21 protein-coding genes are annotated in these 22,767 nt (G+C 31.3%); 16 read left to right on the forward strand and 5 right to left on the reverse strand.

Annotated elements, in window-relative coordinates; genetic code table 11:
* Position 1: 1 nt before the first annotated feature.
* Entirely contained in the window at positions 2 to 1,444 is a 1,443-nt protein-coding gene (locus ACTTA0_RS03790; protein WP_440676148.1) for an NAD-dependent succinate-semialdehyde dehydrogenase, read from the reverse strand.
* 94 nt (positions 1,445 to 1,538) lie between these two features.
* Here ACTTA0_RS03790 and iolD point away from each other — a divergent pair, with 94 nt between their 5' ends.
* From iolD to ACTTA0_RS03805, 3 genes are read left to right on the forward strand one after another with little or no spacing between them, the layout of a single operon-like run.
* Positions 1,539 to 3,383 carry a 3D-(3,5/4)-trihydroxycyclohexane-1,2-dione acylhydrolase (decyclizing) gene (gene iolD / locus ACTTA0_RS03795; protein WP_440614575.1) on the forward strand — a complete coding sequence of 615 codons (1,845 nt, stop codon included), beginning with the start codon at positions 1,539 to 1,541 and terminating at the stop codon, positions 3,381 to 3,383.
* 6 nt (positions 3,384 to 3,389) lie between these two features.
* The gene (locus ACTTA0_RS03800) at positions 3,390 to 4,547 is read left to right on the forward strand and encodes a Gfo/Idh/MocA family protein (RefSeq protein ID WP_440676149.1); all 1,158 of its coding nucleotides are present in this window, start codon (positions 3,390 to 3,392) and stop codon (positions 4,545 to 4,547) included.
* Between the two features lie 18 nt (positions 4,548 to 4,565).
* Positions 4,566 to 5,327, forward strand: coding sequence for an SDR family NAD(P)-dependent oxidoreductase (locus ACTTA0_RS03805; RefSeq protein ID WP_440676150.1), 762 nt, complete (start codon positions 4,566 to 4,568; stop codon positions 5,325 to 5,327).
* 3 nt (positions 5,328 to 5,330) lie between these two features.
* Here the strand turns inward: ACTTA0_RS03805 and ACTTA0_RS03810 are convergent, their stop codons facing one another.
* The gene (locus ACTTA0_RS03810) at positions 5,331 to 6,332 is read right to left on the reverse strand and encodes a 4-hydroxythreonine-4-phosphate dehydrogenase PdxA (protein ID WP_440676151.1); all 1,002 of its coding nucleotides are present in this window, start codon (positions 6,330 to 6,332) and stop codon (positions 5,331 to 5,333) included.
* 160 nt (positions 6,333 to 6,492) lie between these two features.
* On the opposite strand from ACTTA0_RS03810, the gene ACTTA0_RS03815 reads away from it, so the two are divergent.
* From ACTTA0_RS03815 to ACTTA0_RS03870, 12 genes are all read left to right on the forward strand, one after another.
* Positions 6,493 to 7,467, forward strand: coding sequence for a Bug family tripartite tricarboxylate transporter substrate binding protein (locus ACTTA0_RS03815; protein ID WP_440614563.1), 975 nt, complete (start codon positions 6,493 to 6,495; stop codon positions 7,465 to 7,467).
* Positions 7,468 to 7,490: 23 nt separating this feature from the next.
* Positions 7,491 to 7,997: a tripartite tricarboxylate transporter TctB family protein gene (locus ACTTA0_RS03820; RefSeq protein WP_440676152.1), complete on the forward strand. Its 507-nt coding sequence runs from the start codon at positions 7,491 to 7,493 to the stop codon at positions 7,995 to 7,997.
* Positions 7,998 to 9,470 carry a tripartite tricarboxylate transporter permease gene (locus ACTTA0_RS03825; protein ID WP_440633985.1) on the forward strand — a complete coding sequence of 491 codons (1,473 nt, stop codon included), beginning with the start codon at positions 7,998 to 8,000 and terminating at the stop codon, positions 9,468 to 9,470.
* Positions 9,471 to 9,473: 3 nt separating this feature from the next.
* The gene (locus ACTTA0_RS03830) at positions 9,474 to 10,223 is read left to right on the forward strand and encodes an SDR family NAD(P)-dependent oxidoreductase (protein WP_440676153.1); all 750 of its coding nucleotides are present in this window, start codon (positions 9,474 to 9,476) and stop codon (positions 10,221 to 10,223) included.
* Positions 10,224 to 10,228: 5 nt separating this feature from the next.
* Positions 10,229 to 11,131, forward strand: coding sequence for an ROK family protein (locus ACTTA0_RS03835; RefSeq protein WP_440676154.1), 903 nt, complete (start codon positions 10,229 to 10,231; stop codon positions 11,129 to 11,131).
* 177 nt (positions 11,132 to 11,308) lie between these two features.
* A complete protein-coding gene (locus ACTTA0_RS03840) occupies positions 11,309 to 12,214 on the forward strand; it encodes a sugar ABC transporter substrate-binding protein (RefSeq protein WP_440676155.1) in 906 nt (301 codons plus the stop codon).
* A gap of 72 nt (positions 12,215 to 12,286) precedes the next feature.
* The gene (locus ACTTA0_RS03845) at positions 12,287 to 13,882 is read left to right on the forward strand and encodes an ABC transporter permease (protein WP_440676156.1); all 1,596 of its coding nucleotides are present in this window, start codon (positions 12,287 to 12,289) and stop codon (positions 13,880 to 13,882) included.
* A complete protein-coding gene (locus ACTTA0_RS03850; protein WP_440676157.1) occupies positions 13,882 to 14,661 on the forward strand; it encodes an ATP-binding cassette domain-containing protein in 780 nt (259 codons plus the stop codon). Before ACTTA0_RS03845 ends, ACTTA0_RS03850 begins: the two co-directional genes overlap by 1 nt.
* 42 nt (positions 14,662 to 14,703) lie before the next feature.
* A complete protein-coding gene (locus ACTTA0_RS03855) occupies positions 14,704 to 15,552 on the forward strand; it encodes a phytanoyl-CoA dioxygenase family protein (protein ID WP_440676158.1) in 849 nt (282 codons plus the stop codon).
* A 129-nt stretch (positions 15,553 to 15,681) separates the two neighbouring features.
* On the forward strand, positions 15,682 to 16,443 hold the full coding sequence (locus tag ACTTA0_RS03860; RefSeq protein WP_262589446.1) for an SDR family NAD(P)-dependent oxidoreductase: 762 nt from the start codon (positions 15,682 to 15,684) through the stop codon (positions 16,441 to 16,443).
* An 8-nt stretch (positions 16,444 to 16,451) separates the two neighbouring features.
* Positions 16,452 to 17,435 carry an aldose epimerase family protein gene (locus tag ACTTA0_RS03865; protein WP_440676159.1) on the forward strand — a complete coding sequence of 328 codons (984 nt, stop codon included), beginning with the start codon at positions 16,452 to 16,454 and terminating at the stop codon, positions 17,433 to 17,435.
* 1 nt (position 17,436) lies between these two features.
* Positions 17,437 to 18,474 carry a Gfo/Idh/MocA family protein gene (locus ACTTA0_RS03870; protein ID WP_440676160.1) on the forward strand — a complete coding sequence of 346 codons (1,038 nt, stop codon included), beginning with the start codon at positions 17,437 to 17,439 and terminating at the stop codon, positions 18,472 to 18,474.
* On the opposite strand, the gene ACTTA0_RS03875 is transcribed toward ACTTA0_RS03870, so the two are convergent.
* Genes ACTTA0_RS03875 through ACTTA0_RS03885 form a run of 3 tightly spaced genes read right to left on the reverse strand, consistent with a single transcriptional unit; the run spans position 18,471 to position 21,912 of the window.
* The gene (locus tag ACTTA0_RS03875) at positions 18,471 to 19,535 is read right to left on the reverse strand and encodes a tartrate dehydrogenase (RefSeq protein WP_440676161.1); all 1,065 of its coding nucleotides are present in this window, start codon (positions 19,533 to 19,535) and stop codon (positions 18,471 to 18,473) included. The two genes, ACTTA0_RS03870 and ACTTA0_RS03875, sit on opposite strands and share 4 nt — an antisense overlap.
* A gap of 10 nt (positions 19,536 to 19,545) precedes the next feature.
* Positions 19,546 to 20,469 carry an alpha-E domain-containing protein gene (locus ACTTA0_RS03880; RefSeq protein WP_440676162.1) on the reverse strand — a complete coding sequence of 308 codons (924 nt, stop codon included), beginning with the start codon at positions 20,467 to 20,469 and terminating at the stop codon, positions 19,546 to 19,548.
* Between the two features lie 3 nt (positions 20,470 to 20,472).
* Positions 20,473 to 21,912: a circularly permuted type 2 ATP-grasp protein gene (locus ACTTA0_RS03885; RefSeq protein ID WP_440676163.1), complete on the reverse strand. Its 1,440-nt coding sequence runs from the start codon at positions 21,910 to 21,912 to the stop codon at positions 20,473 to 20,475.
* 103 nt (positions 21,913 to 22,015) lie between these two features.
* Between ACTTA0_RS03885 and ACTTA0_RS03890 the strand changes: the two genes are divergently transcribed.
* Positions 22,016 to 22,744, forward strand: a complete 729-nt coding sequence (locus tag ACTTA0_RS03890; RefSeq protein ID WP_440676164.1) for a 20S proteasome subunit A/B — start codon at positions 22,016 to 22,018, stop codon at positions 22,742 to 22,744.
* Positions 22,745 to 22,767 lie beyond the last annotated feature (23 nt).

A 22,767-nucleotide genomic window follows, 5' to 3' on the forward strand; every position in this document is an offset into this window, starting at 1 on the left:
ATTATACCTTTAATGCCATGTGGGTGTATTTAACGTTTAGATAATCTTTGATCGCCATTGATCCACCTTCACGTCCATAACCAGTTTGTTTGATACCACCAAAAGGAGCTTCTGCTACAGCAACTGCACCAGTATTAACAGCAACACAGCCAGACTCTAACATTTCAGAACCTCTGTTCGCTTGATCCATGTTATTTGTATACAAATAACTACACAAACCAAGGTCGTTATTGTTTGCTCTTTCAATAACTTCATCAAATGTTTTAAATGTAAGAACGGGTACGAGAGGACCAAATGGCTCTTCTCTCATAATCGTAAAATCGTCTTTTACATTATCAAAAACAGTTGGCTCATAAAAATAACCTTTGTTAAAACCTGAAGGTCTTTTTCCTCCCATCAAAACATCGGCCCCTTCATTTTTTGTTGTCTCAACTAGTTTTTCAATTTCATCCAATCTTTTTGCAGTAGTTAAAGGACCTAAGATAGTTCCTTCATCCATACCATTTCCGATTTTTAATTTCTTTGCTCTATCCATAAAAGCTCCAAGAAATTCGTCTTTTTTATTTTCTTGGATATAAAATCTGTTTGGAGAGATACAAACTTGTCCATTGTTTCTGAATTTTGCAGTAATCGCAATATCTGCAACTTTATTCATATCAACATCATCACAAACAATAAAAGGTGAATGACCACTGAGCTCCATAGTTACTCTTTGAACTTTATCTGCAGCTTTCTTTAATATTAATTTTCCAACTCTTGTTGAACCAGTAATTGATACTTTTTTAATAATATCAGACTCTAATAGTTCATTTGAAATTTCTGCAGGATCACCAGATAATAAATTAACTACACCATCAGGAACACCTGCTTCTTTACAAATATTAACTAATTCCATAACTGCACCAGGCGTAATTACATCTGGTTTACAAATTACAGAGCAACCCGCAGCTAGTGCTGTTGAAATTTTTCTTGCAGCTAAAATGATTGGAAAGTTCCATGGTATTAAAGCAGCCACAACTCCTACTGGCTGATAATAAACATGAACTCTTGTATCAGGAAATCTACTTTGAACAGTTTGACCATAAATTCTTTTTGTTTCTTCAGCATTCCACTCAAATATATCCGCTCCTCCGCCAACTTCTCCAACTCCTTCAGCAAGAGGTTTGCCAACTTCAAGTGTTAACCATTTAGCAAGAACATCTTTTTTCTCTCTCATTAGATCTGCAATTTTTCTAATTACATATGATCTTTGCCAAGGAGTAGTGTTACTCCAAACTTTAAGACCTTTCTCAGCTGACTTTAATGCTTTTTGTACATCTGCTGACGATGCTTTTGATGCTTTTCCAATCACTTCCTCTGTTGCAGGGTTGATTACATCATAGGTTTCTTTTTTTTCTGCTTCTTGCCATTCTCCATCAATGAATTGTCCAAATTTGCTATACATAATTTTTTATTTTTTAAGGTTTACTAAGTTGGGTTTTTTAATTTATAAATATAAATATATATAAACATTATACATAAAAAAAATAAACCCAATTATGAAAAAAATCACTCTAACTTGTGCACATGCAATCGTTAAATATTTAATTGCTCAAAAAATATTAATTAATGGCAAAAAAGAACCACTCTTTCCTGGTGTCTTTGGAATTTTTGGACATGGAAACGTAGCGTGTTTAGGTCAAGCACTTGAGGAAAATCAAAAAGAATTACCAACTTATAGAGGCCATCATGAGCAGAATATGGCTTTAACTGGAATAGGTTATGCCAGAGCAAAAAGAAGACAGCAAATTTTTGTTGCTACTTCATCTGTTGGCCCAGGAGCAACCAATATGGTTACTGCAGCAGCAGTAGCGATGAGTAACAGATTGCCAATTTTATTTTTACCAGGTGATACTTATGCAAATAGAATGCCAGATCCAGTATTGCAACAAGTTGAACATTTTAACAATCCAAGTGTAACTGCAAACGATGCTTTCAAACCAGTTACAAGATATTTTGATCGTATAACTAGACCTGAACAAATAATTCAATCATTTCCTATAGCAGTTCAAACAATGTTAGATCCTGCTGATTGTGGCCCTGCTTGTATTGCTTTAAGCCAAGATATCCAAGGCCAAACTTTTGATTATCCAGAAGAATTTTTTCAAGAGAAAGTTCATACAATTAGAAGACCAAGACCAGATGAATTTCAAATTAAAGAGGCAGCTGAAAAAATTAAATCTTCAAAAAATCCAATCATAATATCTGGAGGGGGAGTTTTTTATTCAGATGCAATGGAAGAGTTAAGTCAGTTTGCAATTAAACACAATATTCCAGTTACACAAACTGTAATGGGTTATTCAACAATGAAGAGAGATCATTCTCATTTTGCAGGTCAAATCGGAGGACTTGGTGGAAAAAATACAAACTCATTAGCAAAACAAACCGATCTTGCTATTGCAATAGGTACAAAGCTAGCTGATTTTACTACTGGATCATGGGCAAATTTTGAAAACGAAAATTTCAAATTAGTTTCAATCAATGTATCAAGATATGATGCTAACAAACATTTGGCTCAAGCTGTTGTTGGAGATGCAAAAGTTTCATTAACTGAACTTTCTCAAGCCTTAGGTGATTGGAAAGCAGGTGAAGATTGGAACAAGAAATCTCAAACAGAACTTAAGTCATGGAATGAACATATAGATAAAGAGAGCGCTCCAACTAATCAGGAAGTTCCAAGTTATGTTCAAGTAATTGGAGCTATTTATAGAAATTCTGATCCAACTGATATTGCGGTTACAGCTGCAGGAGGTTTGGTAGGTGAAGTAATCCAAGTATGGAGACCAAGAGAACTTAATACTCATGAAACAGAGTGGGGTTTTAGTTGTATGAGTTACGAAATATCTGGAGCATTAGGAATCAAGATGGCTAATCCAGATAAAGAAGTAATCTCATTTGTAGGTGATGGATCTTATCTATTAAATAATACTGATATTTATTCTTCAGTGATTACAAAAAATAAACTGATCATAGTTGTTTGTGATAACGGTGGCTTTGCAGTTATAAACCGACTTCAATTATTCAAAGGTGGAAAAGAGTACAATAACTTATTGAAGAGCTCAAACACACCCGGCTTAGTTGATGTAGATTTTGCAAAACATGCTGAAAGTATGGGTGCAAAATCTGAACACGTTACTTCAATTTCAGATCTTGAAGCTGCATTTAAAAGAGCTAAAGCATCTGATGTAACTTATGTTATTTCAATTAAAACTCATGCTTATAAATGGGTAGAAGGATCATCTTTTTGGGATAGCCCAACTTTAGAAATTCCAACTACTAAAGAAAATGAAGAAGCTTTAAAACTTTATAAAGAAGGAAGAAGCAAGCAAAGACAAGGTATTTAATCCTTTATGAACAAAGTATTTAAAGTAGGCCTTATAGGATGTGGTCATATTTCAGAAACTTATTTTAGAGCTCAAGAGTATTTCAACAATATCAGGATTGTTAAATGTGCTGATATCAATATGGAAACAGCAAAGAAGTGTGCAATCCATTATAATATTGAAGCAGTAACTGTTGAAGAACTTCTTAAAGATAAAGAGATTGAAATAATATTAAACCTTACAATTCCTGGTGCACATTTTGAAGTTTCAAAAATGGCTTTAGAAAATGGTAAGCATTCTTATGCTGAAAAACCTATGGCTGTTAACTTTGAAGATGGAAAAAAATTAGTTGAACTTGCTAAAGAGAAAAATCTTTATATTGGAAATGCACCAGATACTTTTTTGGGTGGGGGCATTCAGAAAACTCGTGAACTCATTGATAACGGTGTAATTGGTGACATTAAATTAGGTAATGCTATTTTTGCTTTCCCTGGAGTGCAATCTTATCATCCAAACCCAGAACCTTGGTTTGCTGAAAATGAAGGGGGTCCCGTAATAGATATGGGTCCATATTATCTTACGGCATTAGTAAATTTAATTGGTCCAGCAAAACAAGTACAAGGAAGATGTACAAAAGTTTTTGAAGAAAGAGAAATTGGGATAGGCCCAAAAAAAGGTCAAAAATTTAAAGTAGAAACTCCAACAACTTATCTTGCAACTATACAATTTGAAAATGATTGCATCATACAGATTACTTTATCTTTTGATGTAGTTGCTCATCAAAGAAACCACATAGAGCTATATGGTAACAAAGGATCAATTATTGTTCCTGATCCAAATATGTTTGGTGGATCTGCTTTTGTTTCAGTAACTGCTGGTGGTAATTGGGGTGAGCATAAAACAGATATGATGCCTTTAGGAAAAATTAATATTAAAAGTCAAAGCTCAAGAGCAAATGAATCTCCAACAAATGCAAATTATAGAGGAGCTGGTCTATCAGAGATGGCTTATGCAATTGAAAATAATTTAGAACATAGATGTAATGGTGAGCTTTCTTTACATGTTTTAGATATAATAGATTCAACTATGAGAGCATCTCAAACAGGTATTCCACAAGAAATAAAGACAACTTGCAAGAAACCAAAACCTTTTACTTTAGAAGAAATAAAAAAAATATTAAACTAATCATAATTTTTTATTTTAATGAAAGTTCAATATTTTGATTTAAAAGATAAACGTGCTTTAGTTTCAGGTGGAGCATCTGGTATTGGTGCATCAATAGTTGAACATCTTTGTGAACAAGGTGTTGAGGTTTATTTTTTTGATATAGATAAAAAAGAAGCTCAAAAATTAATTTCTAAAATTAAAAAGAAAAAACAAAAAATACCTACTTTTCAATTTTGTAATATTAAAAATATAAAAAAATACAAAACTCTAATTCAAGGTATTATTAAAAAAAAAGGTCCAATTGATATTTTGGTAAATAATGCATCCAATGATCAAAGGCACACACTTGAAGAAGTTACTGAAAAATACTGGGATGACAGAATGGCAATAAATTTGAAGCACTATTTGTTTGCTATTCAATCAGTAAAAAAAAGTATGATTAAAAATAAAGGTGGATCAATAATAAACTTAGGTTCTGTTAGTTGGATTAGGGGAGCCGTAATGTTTCCAGCATACAGTACTGCAAAAGCTGCAATCTATGGTTTAACTAAATCTCTAGCTAGAGATTTAGGACAACACAATATTAGAATAAACTCAATTGCACCTGGTTCAGTTGCAACTAAAAGACAGTCAAAATTATGGTTAAATCCAAAATTTAAAAAAGAAATTCTGGATAAACAGTGTCTTAAAAAACAAGTATTACCTGAGGATGTTTCAAGGATGGTTTTATATTTGGCATCAGATGTTTCATCTGGATGCACTAAACAAAATTTTACGGTAGATGCTGGTTTAATATAAGGCTTAACTTAACTTCTTTTTATTTTCAGCCATTGATAAAGCAATTTTAAATGAATTTAAAATTGGAGCTAAATTAGCTTCATTTTTTCCAGCAATTGCAAAAGCTGATCCATGTGCAGTAGTTGTTACAGGAACTGTTAACCCACCTTGAACTGTAACTCCTCTGTCAAAACCAAATGCTTTAAGTCCAGACTGAAGTGCATCATGATACATACCAACCATACAATCATGATTTTTATTTTTATAAGCAACCACAAAAGATGTATCGCAAGGTAACGGACCATCTGTATTAAATCCAAGTTTTTTTGCTTCTTCTATTGCTGGAATAATTTCATCTTTTTCTTCAGTACCAAATTCTGCATGTGGATTAAGTGCTTGAACTGCTATTCTAGGATTTTTTACGCCATTTAATTCCATAACTTCATTAATTAATTTAATAGGCTTTAAGATATTTTCTTTTGTGATGTGCTGTGCAACTTCTTTAATTGGAATGTGAGAGGTTACTCTTGCAGTCCAAAAATTATCTATAACATTAAACTCACAACAAAAACTTTTTACATCTAATTTTTCAGCCATTAATTGTAATTCATCTGAATGAGTGTTTCCTCCAAGTTTTAAACTTGTTTTATTCATTGGAGCAAAATTGATTGCATCAATTTTTTTTTCTTTAGCAAGATTTAGTGCTAGATCTAAAGCCTCTAAAACACTTTCACCTGATTCTTTTGAGGGTTCAGCTATTTTATATTTATGGTTTTTTCCTTTTGAAATATCTAATAAAAATCTGTTTGATTTATTAAAATCAATTTGATCAAAACTTTCTACGACTTCAAGTTGGTGAGAATTGCCAGTTACATTATTTCCACTCTCGAGAATTTGTTTTTCGCCAATAACAACAATATTTGCTTTATTAGTTATTTCTTCACTTAATAATTTTGAAATAAGCTCAGGCCCTATTCCTGCTGGATCACCAAGTAAAACTGCAATATTAGCTTTTGTTTGTGTCATTAATTTTTTTAAATACTACTAAGTGTAACTATATATAGATATTATATATAGAATCTAAACAAATATTTTTTACTTTTTACTTTACGTTTTATATCTGAATGTGATTATATATTTACATATAACTTATATATATAAATTAAATAAACTAAAGAGGGAAATAATGAAAAAAAGCTTTAAACTATTTTTAGCAGCTGCTTTTTTAGTAACTGAATTTTTTGTTGTAGCTCTTCCATTAATGATCACTTCAGCTAAAGCTGATGGACATCCAATACAAGCAATTACTCATGCTGGTTTTGGTGGTGGAACTGACGTTACTACTAGAATGATGTTACTTAGAGCGAGAAGAGTTCTTAAACAAGATATGCAGTTAGTTAACAAAAAAGGTGGCGGTGGAGCAGCATCTATGGATTACATGATGTCTTTACCTGCAGATGGTAACCATACTTTAACTTGGACTACTGGTCATGCAGTATCAATGGCTTTAGGAAAAACTAAAGTAAAATTAAGCGATATGCAGCCTTTAGCAAGAGGTACAGACGATCCTCAATTATTTGTTGTTAACTGTAACAATGAAATTAAAGATGCTAAAAAATTCATTAGCGCGCAAAAATCAAAATCACTAAAATATGGAACAACACACACTGGTGGTATTGATGACGTTAGTGCAATTGCATTTACTAAAAAAGGTGGATTAACAGATCCAACTATTGTTGCTTACAAAGGTGTAGCGCCAATTAAAACTAACCTTATCAAAGGTGATATCGATGTAGGTGTTTTAAACTTAGGTGAAGCATTAACTGAAATTAACGAAGGTAAACTTTGTGTATCAGTTGTTTTAGCAAATAATAGAATGGCTAAAATTGGAGACTCTCCAACAGCTAAAGAATTAGGAATTCCTGTTTCTTTATCTACTGTTAGAGGTTTCGTAACTAAAAAAGGTGCTCCAGCAGAGAGAGTTAAACAACTAGAAGCTGGAATGATGAAAGCTATGAGCCACAACTATTACAAAAATTTCTTAACTGAAATTGGTCTTGATGACACTAGTGTAGTTGGTGCTGACGAGTGGGGTAAGCAAATGGAAGAAATGCTTGCTGAAATGACTGCTCAGCTAAAAGCTTTAGGTTACATTAACTAATCTAATTAAAAGTACATTTGCAAATGAAGAATGTACAAAAACAAAAAAGGGCAAACAAAAGTTTGCCCTTTTTTTTTAGAGATGAATTTAAAGTCTCTTTTGTAATTATTTTTATATCTGTAGCGTTATTAATCACTACTTTTACCTTTGATATTGTTCCTCCAATTTTAAATAGAGGAATACAACCTGCAACATTTCCAAAAGCACTTTTGGTTTTAATAATAGTTATGACTTTATTGATCTATTATTTAGCAACCAAAAATCCTTGGAAGGTTCAAGAAAAATTACCTAAATCATTCTTTTTAACACTTTCAAATTTTGTGATTTTTTTAATTATTTCAAAAACTTTAGATTTCTTTTTAGCAATTTCAGTTTTATCTATTTTTGTTTCTTATTGTTGGGGAGAGAAAAGAATATTTTATTTATTTCTTGTTGGAATAATTTTTCCAGTGATTGTCTTTATTTTCTTTGAAACAATTTTAGGTTTAAGATTTCCACCTGGAATTATAACTAACATTTATTATAGCTAGATGGATAATTTATTATTAATGATGGCTCCATTATTTAGCTCAAAGCTATTATTAGTTTTATTTTTTGGAACATTGTTTGGATTAATCTTAGGCGTGTTACCTGGTTTAGGTCCAACTACTGGTGGTGCATTAATTTTGCCTTTTACAATGACACTTGATCCATTGTCAGCAATTGTATTGTTAACTTCTATTTATTGTGCAGGTACTTATGGTGGTGCGATAACAGCAGTTCTGATTAACACACCTGGAACACCAGCTGCTGCTGCAACTTGTTTAGATGGTTATCCTTTGGCACAAAAAGGAGAAGCTGGAAGAGCGTTAGGAATGGCTACTGTTTCAAGTACAGTTGGTGGTATTTTTAGTGTTGTAATACTTGTCTTTTTTGCACCTATATTGGCTCAGCTTGCATATGAATTTGGACAGCCAGAATATTTTGCATTAGCTATCTTTGGTTTAACGATGCTTGCATCAATTGGAGAAGGAAGCCCTATTAAGAATTTGATTGCAGGTGCATTTGGAATTTTAATTTCAACGGTTGGTAAAGATTTTATGACATCAATTGATCGTTTTACTTTTGGAATTAACGAGTTAACTGAAGGGATTGGTTTTATACCAGTAGTGGTTGGTTTATTTGCAATGAGTGAAATGTTAACTCAATCAACTTTAATTAATCAAGTATTTAACAGAATAGCTTTAAAAGCAATCAAACTTCCAAGTAAAGATGATTACAAAAAAACTTGGAAAACAATTTTAAGATCTAGTGGAATTGGTTCTTTTATTGGAGTGTTGCCTGCAGAAGGTGGAACAGTTGCTTCTTTAATCGGATATTCAGAGGCAAAAAGATTTTCAAAAAAACCAGAAGAATTTGGTAAAGGTTCTATAGAAGGTATTGCTGGTGCAGAAGCTGCAAACAATGCAGCTACTGGCGGTGCGATGGTTCCAACACTTGCACTTGGAATTCCTGGTAGCGCAACAACAGCCGTTATCTTAACTGGATTAATTATACATGGAGTTAGACCTGGACCTGATTTGTTTAGAGAGCAACCTGATTTTTTATATGGAATTTTTGGTGCAATGCTTATTGCTAATGTTTTGTTCTTTATATTTGGTTTTTTCGGTGCAAAAATTTTTGCAAGAATAACATTGGTACCTAATAAAATATTATGGCCGATGATTTTTGCAGTTTCAGTTTGTGGAACCTATTCATTAAATCAATCTATAATTGATGTTTGGATCATGTTATTTTTTGGAGTGCTTGGTTTTTTTATGAGAAGATATGGTTTCTCAGTTGTCCCTGTTATAATTGGATTAATTTTAGGTGAGTTGGTTGAAGGTACCCTAAGACAATCTCTGGTTATATTTGATGGAAATTGGTTAATGTTTTTCACAAGACCAATAGCTTTAACATTCTTTATTTTATCTTTAATTGCTCTAGCTTTTCCATTAATAAGATCTAGAAAAATTAAAAAATAAACTATGATTAAATTTGATTTAAATAACAGAGTGGCAATTGTAACTGGTGGAGCCCAAGGGTTTGGATTGGCTATCACTGAAAGATTTATCGAGTCTGGTGCTAAAGTAGTAATTTGGGATATAGATGAAGGTGAAGCTAAAAAAGCTCTAGAAAAAGTAAATTCAGAAAATTTAACTTATCAAATAGTTGATGTGAGCAACTATGAAACAATTAATTCAAAATTATGTGAAGTTGAAAAATCTCATGGTAAAATCGATATCTTTATTAATAATGCAGGTGTAGCAGGTATGAATACTACCGTTGCAGAGTATCCAATAGAAGAGTGGAACAAAGTAATTAATTTAAATTTAAATGCAGTCTTTTATTGTTGCAAAGCAGTTGTTCCATTTATGTTAAAGAATGATTATGGAAGAATTGTTAATATTGCATCTATTGCAGGTAAGGAAGGAAACCCAAATGCAAGTGCTTACAGCACTTCAAAAGCAGGAGTTATAGGATTAACTAAATCTTTAGGTAAAGAACTTGCACAAAAAAATATTGCAGTAAACTGTGTTACTCCAGCTGCCGCAAAAACTAGAATTTTTGATCAAATGACTGAGGAGCATATAAATTATATGCTTTCAAAAATACCAAGAAATAAATTTGCTAAAGTAGAGGAATTGGCTTCCTTAGTTGCTTGGTTATCAAGCGAAGAAAACTCTTTCTCAACAGCTGCAGTGTTCGATCTAAGCGGTGGTAGAGCAACTTACTAATAATTATGCAAGTAGGTATAGATGTTGGTGCAACAAAGATAGAGAGTGTTGTACTTGAAAAAGATGGACAAGAAAAGCACAGATCAAGAATAGCATGTCCAAAAAACTATACTCAAATTATTACTGCAATAAGAGATATTCATAAAAAATTAGAAGAAGAGTTTAAACAAGAACTTCCAATCGGTGTTTGCCATCCAGGAGTTCACTCTCCACAAACAGGGTTAGTTAAAAACGTTCCTAACATCAGTTGGTTGGAAAAGAAACCTTTTCAAAATGATTTACGTAAAGCACTAGGTAAAGAAGTGTTTTGTGAAAATGATGCAAATTGTTTTGCTTTATCAGAGTCTATAGATGGAGCGGGGAAACATTATAAAATAGTTTATGGAATTATTTTAGGATCTGGTGTTGGAGGTGGTTTGGTCATTGATAAAAAAATAGTAAGTGGTCCTAATGGTGTTGCAGGAGAGTGGGGTCATAATCAAATTCCTTATTTTGCTGCAAAGAAAGAAAATTTCGACTCGAGTAACCCAAGAGAAGCTGAGATTGAGAGTTTTTTATCTGGTTTAGGTTTGGCTAAAAGATTTAAAAAACTTTATGGAAAAAATTTAAAAACAAATGAAATTTTTGAGTTAAATAGACAACATGATTTAGATGCTGAAAAATTTATAGACGATTTTAAAGTTAATTTAGCAATGTCACTTTCAAGTATAATAAATATTTTGGATCCTGATGCTTTTATATTTGGAGGAGGAGTTTCAAACGAAATTGATTTCTTGCATGAAATAGATTCATTGGTGCGAAAATTTGTAATTGGTAGAGAATATGAGGGTGTTTTTTTAAAACCAAGATACGGTGATGCTAGTGGCGTTAGAGGTGCTGCAAGATTAGGAAGAAGCGCGACATATTAGATTTAAATTCAAATTTAGAAAAATTCTAAATTTTAAAGACAAGCAAAGAAGCGAAAAAAAATTTAAAAAAAAAAATCAATCAAAAGTTGTATTTATATTTTTTGTTATGAACTTTGCTCAAACTAGGTATATTTCGTTTTTTAAATTAATTTAAAAACAAAAAAAAAGGGAGAAATAATGAAAAAACTTATACTTTCGATTGCAGCTCTTGCATTATTTGCAACTTCTGCGTTCGCTGAAAGATATGTCATGATTACTCATGGTGAAGGAAAAGATCCTTTTTGGCCAGTAGTTCAAAAAGGTGGTGAAGATGCAGCTAGAGCAATCGGTGCTGACTTCGAATATATCTACAACCCTTCTGCTGATATGGCTGATATGGCAAGCTCAATTCAAGCTGCTGCAGCTACTCAACCAGATGGTATGGTAATTTCTTTACCAGATCCAGATGCATTAGGCCCAGCTATTAAAGCTGCTGTTGCTGCTGGTGTTCCAGTAATTACAATGAACTCTGGTTTAGAGTCTTCTGCTAGCCTTGGTGCTTTAATGCACGTTGGTCAGCCTGAATTACTTGCTGGACAAAAAGCTGGTGAAAGAGCAAAAGCTGAAGGTGCTTCTAAAGCACTTTGTATGATTCAAGAAGCATACAACACAGCTCTTGTAGACAGATGTGAAGGTTACGGTTCTGCTGTTCCTATGCAAATGACTGATACTACATCTGACCCTGCAACTATTCAAACTAGAGCAACTGCTGCTTTACAAGCTAACAGTGATATCGATGCGATCCTTTCAGTAGGACCACACGTTTGTGAAGCTGTTGATAAAGCTTTAGCTGATCTTGGTATGTCAGTACACCACTCTTGTTTCGACTTGAGTCCTGCAGTTATGGACTTAATCGGATCTGGAAGAGTTGCTTTCACTATCGATCAACAACAAAGACTACAAGGTTATATGCCAGTTATCGTATTACACTTGTACAACAACAGTGCTGGACTTTTACCAGGAGCTAACATCCCATCAGGACCTGGCTTCGTTGACAAGTCTAACGCTTCTTCAGTTGCTGCTTTAGCAGGTATTGATAGATAGTCTGTAATAATTTAAAGGGTCGATTATTCAATCGGCCCTTTTTTTTTAACAAAATTAATAAGTCTTTTATAAATGAATACATCAACAACAAAAAAACCAAGACAAGAGTCAGACCGACAGGGTGAAAAAAAATGGTACTCTGCATTTATGTCTCGTCCAGAGGTTGGACCTTTTGGAGTTATGGTTTTACTTTTTTGTATGTTGGGATATTTCTCTATTCCAGAAGGACAATTTTCTCTTAACCCATTCACAGGTGAAGGCTTTAACGCATTAGGAATTAGAAATAATTTTAGGGTAATTGCTCAATTAGGGATCGTTGCACTTGCTGCTGGAATGTTAATCATTGCAGGTGAATTTGATCTTTCTGTTGGATCAATGATTGGATTTGCTGGTGGTTGTATGGCAATGATACTAAAATGGGGTTTTGCTGTTGTTATTCCTTATATATCTTTTGAAGGTGGTTTTCATTTTGAAGGATTTACATTATTTAAAATTCAAGATGTATCTCCATTATTAGCAATATTAATTACATTATGTATGACGCTATCTTTTGGATGGATACAAGGATGGATAATTGTTAAAAGTGGAATAGCTTCTTTCATTGTAACGCTAGGTGGACTTTTCTTTTTACGAGGTTTAACAGAAGTTTCGTACAGAGCTTTTAATAGAGCTCCTGACCAAACTGCTGGATCAACAACTGTTACAGATTTACCAGATATTAAAAACATTATAAATGTTCCAGGTCATGGAGAAATGGAAAGAGATGCCGCTAAAGCCTTACCAAATGACCAATTATTAGAAATTCTCAGCACTGTGCCTGCTAGTACAGTTGCAAAATTAACTGAACGATTAACATATATTAACGAGAAAGTCGCAGCCTACAAAACTGCCATGAATGCTGAAAAGATGGTTGCAACTTTAGAGAAATCTTTAGCTGGAGCTAAAAAATCAGGAAATGATTCAATGGTGGAAATTTTAACAAAGAAAATAGAAGCTGGAGTTAATGTTCCTGATGTTGCGGCAAAAGCAGTTACTGATATTGATATAGCAAAAGCTTACATCGACACCATAGTTACAGCAAGACCGGTTGCTAATTTCTTTGGTGGAGATATTATGGAGCCTGTATTTAACTGGCTATATTATACAGTAGATTGGAACGTAAATAACTTCGGAAATATTTTTGCTAAAGGAATGTATTCTTGTTTAATGATCTGGGGACTGATTGCGTTTATTTGCTATTTAATTTTAAGTAAAACTCAAGCAGGGAACTGGATTTATTCAACTGGTGGAAATCTTAGTGCTGCAAAAGCTAACGGTGTGCCAACGAATAAAGTTAAGATTTCATTATTTATGTTCACAGCATTTTGCGCAACTATGTTTGCAGCATGTCAGGTATTTGAAGTTAATACTGCAGATACAGCTAAAGGTAATTTAAAAGAGTTAGAAGCAATTGCTGCAGCAGTTATTGGTGGTGTTGTGTTAACTGGAGGATTTGGAACTATAGGTGGAATAATCCTAGGTACAATTATCTTTGGAATTGCAAAAGAAGCATTCTTCTATATTCCTGGAATTGATGGGTCATTCTACAGAGTATTCCTTGGAGCAGTTCTTGTTACTGCTGCCTTAACAAATGAGAATATTAGAAAACGAATTATGGGAAATATCTAATGGATAAAAAACCATTAATTGAGATAAAGAATTTAGTAAAAAAATTTGGAACATTTACTGCTTTAAATGGTGTTTCCTTAGATGTTTATCCTGGTGAAGTTCACGCATTGTTAGGTGACAATGGTGCTGGAAAGTCAACTTTGATCAAAGTGCTATCTGGTGTTCATCCAATGACAAGTGGAGAAATAAAAGTAGATGGAGAAACTGTTAACTTCACTACACCACGTCAAGCATCTGATGCAGGTATTGGAACAGTTTATCAAGATTTAGCACTCAACGCTCTAACATCAGTAACAAGAAATTTTTTTCTCGGACGTGAATTAATAAAAGGACCAAGCGGATTTGGTTTAATGCAAATGGATGAGATGGACAGAATAACAACAGAAGAAATGTCTAAAATTGGAATTAATATTGCAAACCCTAATCAGCCAGTTGGAACAATGTCAGGTGGACAAAGACAAACATTAGCTATTGCAAGGGCAATTTACTTTGGTGCAAAGATATTAATATTAGACGAACCTACGTCAGCGTTAGGTCAAAAGCAGCAAATGGAAGTTTTAAAGACAATTAAAAAAGTTCAAAATTTAGGAAATATTGCAATTATACTTATTACACACAATGAAATTCATGCTCGTCTTATAGCCGATCGATTTACTTTTTTAAGTTTAGGAGAAGTAATTGGTTCAGGACTTTCTTCAGAACTAGGTAATGAAGATGTGAAAAGATTGATGGCAGGTGGTGCTAAAATTGGCGATCTAGCTAAAGAATTAGAGTTATAATTTTTTATTTTTTTTTAATTTTTTTTCACTTAAAATTTATCTATGCGTAAATTCTCTAGAGATAGTTTTGATACTAAGGAAGCGATAAATGAATTAATGCATGAGTCTGGAGTTATCGCGATTGAAAATGCATATAATTTAAACGATATCAAAGAAGCAAGAGAGATTGTTAATCATTTTGCTGACACACAAGAGCAAAAAGAAACCCACTTTAATGCGGAAGCTGAAGCATCTGATAAAATTAAACTTCAACAAAGGATATGGAACTTATTTGGTAAAGGGGAGGTTTTCAGCAAATTAATAACAAATGACATTATTTTTAGCTTAATGTCTAAACTTTTAGGCTCAGAGTTTTTTTGTGGATCATACTGTGCAAGTAGATTGTTACCAGGATCTATAGGTCAAGAATTACATATCGATTATCCGTATTGGGATTTTTATAATAGTGAGACATTTCCCATGGGTCTAAACAGTTCATTTGCACAAAACTGCCAGGCTACTATACCTCTAGATATCTGTTCAGAGCAATCAGGAGCAACTGCATACATACCAGGATCACAAAAGAAACTACACTATCCAAATGAAAATGATGACTTTTCAAATAAACAACAAATGATTGCTAATCCCGGAGATTTAGTTTTTTTTAATGGTAACTGCTGGCATGGAGCATCACCAAATAAATCAGATCACCAAAGAGCTGCATTATTGATAGAGTTTCTTCCAAAGTATATAAAACCAGTTGAAGATTTAGTTACTTATTTATCGGAAGACTTCAAAAATAATTCAAATCCAAAAGTACGACAGCTTTTAGGATTAAATTATGAATATCCAAAAATTATGGATGCAAGTAAAAAAATAAATAATATCGGTTTAGGTTATAAAGCTAAATAAAATATATATTTTTAATTTAAATACTCTATAAATAGTAAAAATAATAAAAACAGCATTAAGAAAATTAATCAAATAAAAATTATAAATAATGTTGATAGAGATTTTTGTAACTAGTGGAGGATTAAGAAAATGAAAGTAAAATATTATGATTTAGAAAATAAAAGAGTATTTGTTACAGGGGGTGGATCAGGAATTGGAGCTTCAATTGTTGAACATTTTTGTGAACAAGGTTCAGAAGTTTATTTTATAGATATTAATGTATCAGAATCCGAAAAATTAATTGAAAGTATAAAAAATAAAAAATATTCAATACCAACTTTTATTGAATGTGATTTGTTAAATATAAAACAACTTCAAAAAACTATTGCAGATATTATTGATCAGAAAGGTCCAATTGATATTTTAATTAATAATGCTGCTAATGATACGAGACATAAAATAGACGATGTCACAGAGGAATATTGGAATGAGAGAATAAACGTAAATTTAAGACATTATTTTTTCACAGTTCAATCAGTTAAAAAATCAATGATTGAAAACAAAGGTGGTGTAATTGTTAATATGGGATCCGCTTCTTGGATGGTCGGACAAGGTGGTATGGCAGCTTATACAGCTGCAAAATCTGGAGTAGTTGGTTTGACAAGATCCTTTGCTAGAGATTTAGGGGAATTTAACATTAGGGTTAACTCAGTAGTACCTGGGTGGGTCTTAACACAAAGACAAATTGATATGTGGTTAAACGAAGAGTCTGAAAAAGATTTGATGAAAAACCAATGTTTAAAAGAGAAATTAATGCCTCATGAACTTGCTCAAACTGTATTGTTTTTTTCATCAGAACAGTCTTCTGGTTGTACAAATCAATCTTACATCGTTGATAAAGGTTGGCTATAAGAGACTTTGTGAAAGTACAAAGTTCAACGATAGAAAACAAATATTTAAGAGTTAAATCAATTAATATTGGTGCTTGCTTATATGAGGTTTATGACAAGCAAAAGAAAATAAATCTAATCTTAAATCTTGGTCCTACAAAAAATTATGGCAGTAAAAATTTTTATGTAGGGGCTACTTGTGGACGGTACGCAGGTAGAATTTCAAATTCAAGATTTAAGATTAAAAATAAGATTTATAAACTTGAAGGCAACGAAGGAAGAAATACATTGCATGGAGGAAAAATAGGATTTGATAGATTAGAATGGAAAATAAAACATCATTCAAAAAATAAAATTATCTATCAATTGTTATCTAAAAATTTAGACCAAGGTTTTCCAGGAGATCTAAATTCAGAGTGTATTTTTGAAATCAAAAATAAAAGCTTGTTTATAAAATATCAATATAAATCAAGCGAATTAACTCATGTGAGTTTAACCAATCATAGTTATTGGAACTTGAATAAGAGTAAAAAAGAGACAATTTTCAATCATGATTTAAAAATTAACTCTGAAAAATATCTTGAAGTAACTAATAAATTAATCCCAACTGGTAAAATTAAAAAAGTTAAAAATACTATTAATGATTTTAATAAGTTTCAAAATATTGGAAAAAAAATAGACATTATTAAAAACAAAAAAATAAAGAGAGTATCTAATACAATCAATCAATTGGGATTTGATTTAACATATTGTATTAAAAAAAATTCTAAAAATTATTTAGCCTCTCTAAAAAATAAAAAAACTAATATTCAATTAGACTTTTATTCAAATCTTCCTGGTGTACAGCTCTATACCAGTCAAGGTTTGAGGTATAAAAATAAACTTGCTCCTTACCAGGGGGTTTGTTTAGAAACACAACACTACCCAGATGCACCAAACAATAAAAATTTCCCAAGTTCTTTAATTAAACCTAATAAACTTTATAAGTACTTTACAAAAATAAATATTTCATAAAATGAATAAAAAAATCAACATATCCATTGTTGGAACTGGCTTAATGGGATTGCAACACATAAAGGCAATTTCAAAATCTAAAAAAGCCAATCTTCATTCAATAGTTGATATTAGTAACAATGCAAAAAATTTATCAAAAAAATATAAAATCCCATTGTATTCAAATGTAGACGAACTTTTAAACTCAAAAAATTTAGATGCTGTAATTGTAGCTACTCCAAATCAACTTCATGAAAAGCATACAGTTAGTTTTTTAAAGAAAAAAATTCCAGTATTATTAGAAAAACCTATTTCAGATAATATTAATTCAGCTAAAAAAATTATTAGTAGTGCTAACAAAAATAAAACACCGTTATTGATCGGTTATCACAGAAGACACAACTCAATAGTATCAAAGGTAAAAGAGTTAATTGATAAAGGAAAATTAGGAAATATTGTTTCAGCAAATGTCTTATGTTGGCTTTATAAACACAAAGCTTATTACAAAGAAAAATGGAGAATTAGTAAAGGAGGCGGACCTTTAGGAATTAATTTAGTTCATGATATCGATATGATTTGCTACTTACTTGGATCTATTAAATACGTTCAAGCATTTACAACCAACAAAACTAGGAAATTTGCAGTCGAAGATACAGCAACTATTAGCTTAATTTTTAATTCAGGTGCGCTATGTACATTAAATTTGTCAGATACTATTGTTGCTCCATGGAGTTATGAGTTAACTGCAGGAGAAAATCCAGCTTATCCTATAACTAATCAATCTGCATATATAATCGGTGGAACTAAGGGTTCATTGCAATTTCCTAATTTAAAATATTGGTTCTATAAAAATGAACGTAGTTGGTGGAATAAGATTTTTGTTAATGAAGATAAAAACAAAAAAGACGATAGTACTTTAGTAAACCAAATTGATCATTTTGCAGATGTAGTATCAAAAAAAGTTAAGCCAAAAGTAAATGGTAATGATGGTTTGATCTCTCTTAAGATTTTTGCTGCAATAACAAAAAGTGCAAAAACTGGTAAGAAGGTTAAGATTTAAAGATTAGCCAATATTGAATTAGAACATTTTAAGGTATCAGCATCTCCACCTAAGTCTTTAGTTCTATTTTCTTTTTCACTTAAAGATTTTTCAATAGCTTCAACTATTGAATTGGAAGCTTCTTTTTCTCCTAAATAATCTAACATCATTGCACCAGACCAAATTTGTCCTACAGGATTAGCAATACCTTTTCCTGCAATATCAGGCGCTGAACCATGAACTGGTTCAAATAAAGATGGAAATTTATTTTCAGGATTAATATTTCCAGATGGAGCAATTCCAATAGTTCCAGTGCAAGCTGGTCCTAAATCTGAAAGGATGTCTCCAAATAAATTAGATGCAACAACAACATCAAACCATTCAGGATTAAGTACAAATCTAGCAACCAAAATATCTATATGATATTGATCGGTTTCAATATCTGGATAATTTTTTTTCATTTCATTAAAACGCTCATCCCAAAACGGCATTGTAATTGAAATACCATTTGATTTTGTTGCATTGGTTAATTTTTTTCTTTTTCTTTGTTTTGCTAATTCAAAAGCAAATTTTTGAACTCTATCTACTCCATGCGCAGACATGATAGTTTCCTGAATAGCTATTTCTCTATCAGTATTTTTAAACATCCTTCCACCAACAGAAGAGTATTCACCTTCAGTATTTTCTCTAACAATCAGCATATCAATGTCACCTGGTTTTTTATTTGCTAAAGGAGGATTTATTCCAGGAAATAATTTTACTGGTCTAAGATTGATATATTGATCAAATTCTCTTCTAAACTGAAGTAAGGATCCCCATAAAGATATATGATCTGGAACTTGATCTGGCATTCCAACTGCACCAAAGAATATCGCATCATGTTTTCCTAATTTTTCTTTCCAATCATCTGGAAGCATTTTTCCATGTTTTTCATAATAATCACATGAAGCAAAATCATATTCTGTAAAATTTATTTTGAATTGATGTTTTTCAGCAGCGTCTTTTAATACTTTTAAGCCTTCAGGAACTACTTCTTTTCCTATTCCATCTCCTGCTATTGATGCAATGTTATATTCTTTCATTTTTTTATTTTTAATTTAAAGAAAAATATTTTTTTTCTACGTTATAGCTTAGCTCACTGATTTCTTTTAGTATTTTTTCTAAAAATAAAAGCAAACTGTCTATATCATCATTCTTTATATTGAATTTTTCTACTTTTTTATTCAAATATTTGATTTTTTTAATCAAATCATTTTTTTTTGATATTCTATATAAGGCTCTTTCAATTTGATTTAAATTCCAGCTAATTGATCTTGGAAAAATATCTGCTTTAAGAAAAAAATTAATGATATCAGAAACTGTTATATCTTGTTTTGAATATTGTCTGTAGGCTTGTAAAGCAGAAATAGATTTTAGAATATTTATCCATTCTAATGTTAAATATTCATATCCTTTTTTATGTTGTTTAGATCTTAAAGATTGTGATTGAAGTATCCTTATCATCATGTCAGTTCTTTCGATAAATCTTCCAAGACGTAAAAATTGATATTCAATGTTTCTTTGCATTTCCATATCAGTAGAGTACATGAAGCTTTGCGAACCTTGGATTACTTCATTGAGTAGTTTGATATAGTTTTTTTTATTTTTTCTAGTTTTTATATTTTTATTAAATTTTAATATTAAATCATTTAATTTAATTATTGATTGCTCGGGCAGTATATCTCTTATCACCAAAGAATTTTGTTGAGATAAATTTAATGAATTAAAAATAGAGGATAGATTTGATTTATTTAAAATAAAATATTCTATTGTTTTTTTTTCAGAATATTTTTTATTTAATTTGAGATAGTCTTTGTTTAAATTTGTTACAGTTAATAAGGGTTTCCAAGAAATTTCATCTTCCAATGATAAATCTAATTGTAATTCACTAGTAGTAATTAATAATCTTGATGTAAAATTTGATCTTTCAAGATATCTAGACATCCAATACAATAATTTTGCTCTTCTACTTAACATAATCTAATTATCCAATATCCAGGTATCTTTACTTCCCCCGCCTTGAGATGAGTTGACAATTAAACTACCTTTTTTTAACGCCACTCTAGTAAGACCACCTTGCGTTACATACTGATTGAAGCCAGATATTATAAATGGTCTTAAATCTACATGTCTTGGATCAAGTTCATTATTAATTAGAGTTGGAGATGTTGAAAGTGAGACTACTTTTTGCCCAATATAATTTCGTGGATTTTTCTTAATTTTTTTAACACATTCATCTAATTCTTTTTTGGATGCTCTAGGACCAATTAAAATCCCGTATCCGCCTGACTCGTTTGCAGGCTTAACTACTAATTTAGCTATATTTTGTATTACATAATCCATTTGTTTTTTTTCATGACACAAATATGTTTCTACTTGGTTAATTATCGGCTCTTCGTTAAGGTAAAATTTAATCATTTTAGGAACATAACTGTAGACAACTTTGTCATCAGCAACACCTGATCCTGGAGCATTAAGAATACTTATATTTCCTTTTTTCCAAGCATTAAAAATTCCAGGAACACCTATTAAGGAAGATTTATTAAATACTTTTGGATCTAAAAATAAATCATCAATTCTTCTATAAAGTGTATGTAGTTGTTCTTTTCCATAAACTGTTTTCATAAATACTTTATTGTCTTCAACAAATAAATCTGAGCCTTCAACTAATTCTACACCCATTTGCTGTGCTAAAAAAACATGCTCAAAATAAGCAGAATTAAAAACACCAGGAGTAAGTATAGCTAGTTTTGGATTAGATTTGTTTTTTAATAGTGATCTCATACATGAGTATAATTTTGAACAATATTCATCTACTGGACTGATTTTATGTTTTTCAAATATTTCTGGAAAAACACTTTTCATGACTGTTCTATTTTCAAGCATGTAAGATACACCTGATGGAACTCTTAAATTATCTTCCAGTACTAAAAATTCACCATTAATGTCTCTCACTAAATCTGAGCCGCAAATGTTAGCCCAAACATTAAATGGAGGCTTGATACCAATACACTCTTTTCTAAAATTTCCTGAATTTAAAATTATATTTTTTGGTATTATTTTATCTTTAAAAATTTTTTGATCATTATAAACATCGTGAATAAAAAAATTTAAAGCTCTTACTCTTTGAGCTAATCCTTTAGAAATTTTATTCCAATCTTTTTTTTTTATAATTCTAGGAATAATATCAAGTGGCCAATAATGATCTGTAATTTTATCATTTGAATAAACTCTAAAAGTAACTCCTCTTTGACTAATTGCATTTTCAGAATTTTTAATAGTAGTTAGAAGTTTTTTTCTTGAATATTTAGAAATAAAATTCGAAATAATTTTAGTTTCAGGCCTTAGTTTTTGATTTTCTCCCACATATTCATCAAATACTTTTTTTGCCTCATATTTTTCCCAGGAAATTTTAGGCATCTGTCATTAAAGCATAAAAAGTTTAAAAAAACATGAAAAATAAATTGTTTATGACGATAAATTAAGCTTTTTAAATCCAAACTTATATATTAGATAATGTGCCATGACTTATTGTATTGGAATCAATGTTAATGAAGGAATGATTTTTGCATCCGATTCTAGAACAAATGCAGGATTAAACGACGTCAACACATATTCTAAAATGTTCAATTATGCTGTTGGTGATAGAAATTTAGTAATTGTTACCTCAGGAAACTTGGCAACATCACAAGCAGTATTTAGTTCTATTAAAAAAGATTTAGAATCTAACTCACCAGAAAGAAGCCTAAATACTTGTAATACAATTGAAGAAGTTGCTAATTACGTTGGATCTTTAACAGTTAAACATTCTTCTCCTCATGGAATTAATGAAGAAGCATTGCAACTTGGTTCTTCATATATTGTAGGAGGACAAATTAAAGATCAAAAATCAGAGATTTTACTAGTATATCCTCAAGGAAATTATATTCGACCATCGGATACCAAACCATATTTGATTATTGGTGAGATTAATTATGGAAAACCAATTTTAGATAGAGTTTTAAAACCAGAAATATCATTAGGTGATGCTGCCCGATGTGCATTAATTTCAATGGACTCAACTATCAAAAGTGATTTACGAGTTGGACCACCAATTGATTTTGTAGTTTATAAAAAAGGTTTAATTAATCCTATATATCAGAATAAATTTGAATTAGAGGACCAAGTTTATTCCTCAATAACAAAAAGTTGGTCTGAAAGTATTATTAGAGCTTTTGAATCGTTTCCTCGATTTGATTGGGAAAATAAATAACTTATATTTTATCAAATTTTTAA

It is taken from the genome of Candidatus Pelagibacter sp. HIMB1593 (assembly GCF_052047755.1).
GTDB lineage: Bacteria > Pseudomonadota > Alphaproteobacteria > Pelagibacterales > Pelagibacteraceae > Pelagibacter.

Bases quoted from the DNA above. Each gene is read 5' to 3' on its own strand.
- ACTTA0_RS03845 (WP_440676156.1), top strand. From the start codon at position 12,287: ATGAATACATCAACAACAAAAAAACCAAGACAAGAGTCAGACCGACAG.
- ACTTA0_RS03875 (WP_440676161.1), bottom strand. From the start codon at position 19,535: ATGAAAGAATATAACATTGCATCAATAGCAGGAGATGGAATAGGAAAA.
- ACTTA0_RS03860 (WP_262589446.1), top strand. From the start codon at position 15,682: ATGAAAGTAAAATATTATGATTTAGAAAATAAAAGAGTATTTGTTACA.
- ACTTA0_RS03850 (WP_440676157.1), top strand. From the start codon at position 13,882: ATGGATAAAAAACCATTAATTGAGATAAAGAATTTAGTAAAAAAATTT.
- ACTTA0_RS03840 (WP_440676155.1), top strand. From the start codon at position 11,309: ATGAAAAAACTTATACTTTCGATTGCAGCTCTTGCATTATTTGCAACT.
- ACTTA0_RS03855 (WP_440676158.1), top strand. From the start codon at position 14,704: ATGCGTAAATTCTCTAGAGATAGTTTTGATACTAAGGAAGCGATAAAT.
- ACTTA0_RS03800 (WP_440676149.1), top strand. From the start codon at position 3,390: ATGAACAAAGTATTTAAAGTAGGCCTTATAGGATGTGGTCATATTTCA.
- ACTTA0_RS03830 (WP_440676153.1), top strand. From the start codon at position 9,474: ATGATTAAATTTGATTTAAATAACAGAGTGGCAATTGTAACTGGTGGA.
- ACTTA0_RS03820 (WP_440676152.1), top strand. From the start codon at position 7,491: ATGAAGAATGTACAAAAACAAAAAAGGGCAAACAAAAGTTTGCCCTTT.
- ACTTA0_RS03870 (WP_440676160.1), top strand. From the start codon at position 17,437: ATGAATAAAAAAATCAACATATCCATTGTTGGAACTGGCTTAATGGGA.
- ACTTA0_RS03825 (WP_440633985.1), top strand. From the start codon at position 7,998: ATGGATAATTTATTATTAATGATGGCTCCATTATTTAGCTCAAAGCTA.
- ACTTA0_RS03885 (WP_440676163.1), bottom strand. From the start codon at position 21,912: ATGCCTAAAATTTCCTGGGAAAAATATGAGGCAAAAAAAGTATTTGAT.
- iolD (WP_440614575.1), top strand. From the start codon at position 1,539: ATGAAAAAAATCACTCTAACTTGTGCACATGCAATCGTTAAATATTTA.
- ACTTA0_RS03890 (WP_440676164.1), top strand. From the start codon at position 22,016: ATGACTTATTGTATTGGAATCAATGTTAATGAAGGAATGATTTTTGCA.
- ACTTA0_RS03835 (WP_440676154.1), top strand. From the start codon at position 10,229: ATGCAAGTAGGTATAGATGTTGGTGCAACAAAGATAGAGAGTGTTGTA.
- ACTTA0_RS03805 (WP_440676150.1), top strand. From the start codon at position 4,566: ATGAAAGTTCAATATTTTGATTTAAAAGATAAACGTGCTTTAGTTTCA.
- ACTTA0_RS03880 (WP_440676162.1), bottom strand. From the start codon at position 20,469: ATGTTAAGTAGAAGAGCAAAATTATTGTATTGGATGTCTAGATATCTT.
- ACTTA0_RS03815 (WP_440614563.1), top strand. From the start codon at position 6,493: ATGAAAAAAAGCTTTAAACTATTTTTAGCAGCTGCTTTTTTAGTAACT.
- ACTTA0_RS03810 (WP_440676151.1), bottom strand. From the start codon at position 6,332: ATGACACAAACAAAAGCTAATATTGCAGTTTTACTTGGTGATCCAGCA.
- ACTTA0_RS03790 (WP_440676148.1), bottom strand. From the start codon at position 1,444: ATGTATAGCAAATTTGGACAATTCATTGATGGAGAATGGCAAGAAGCA.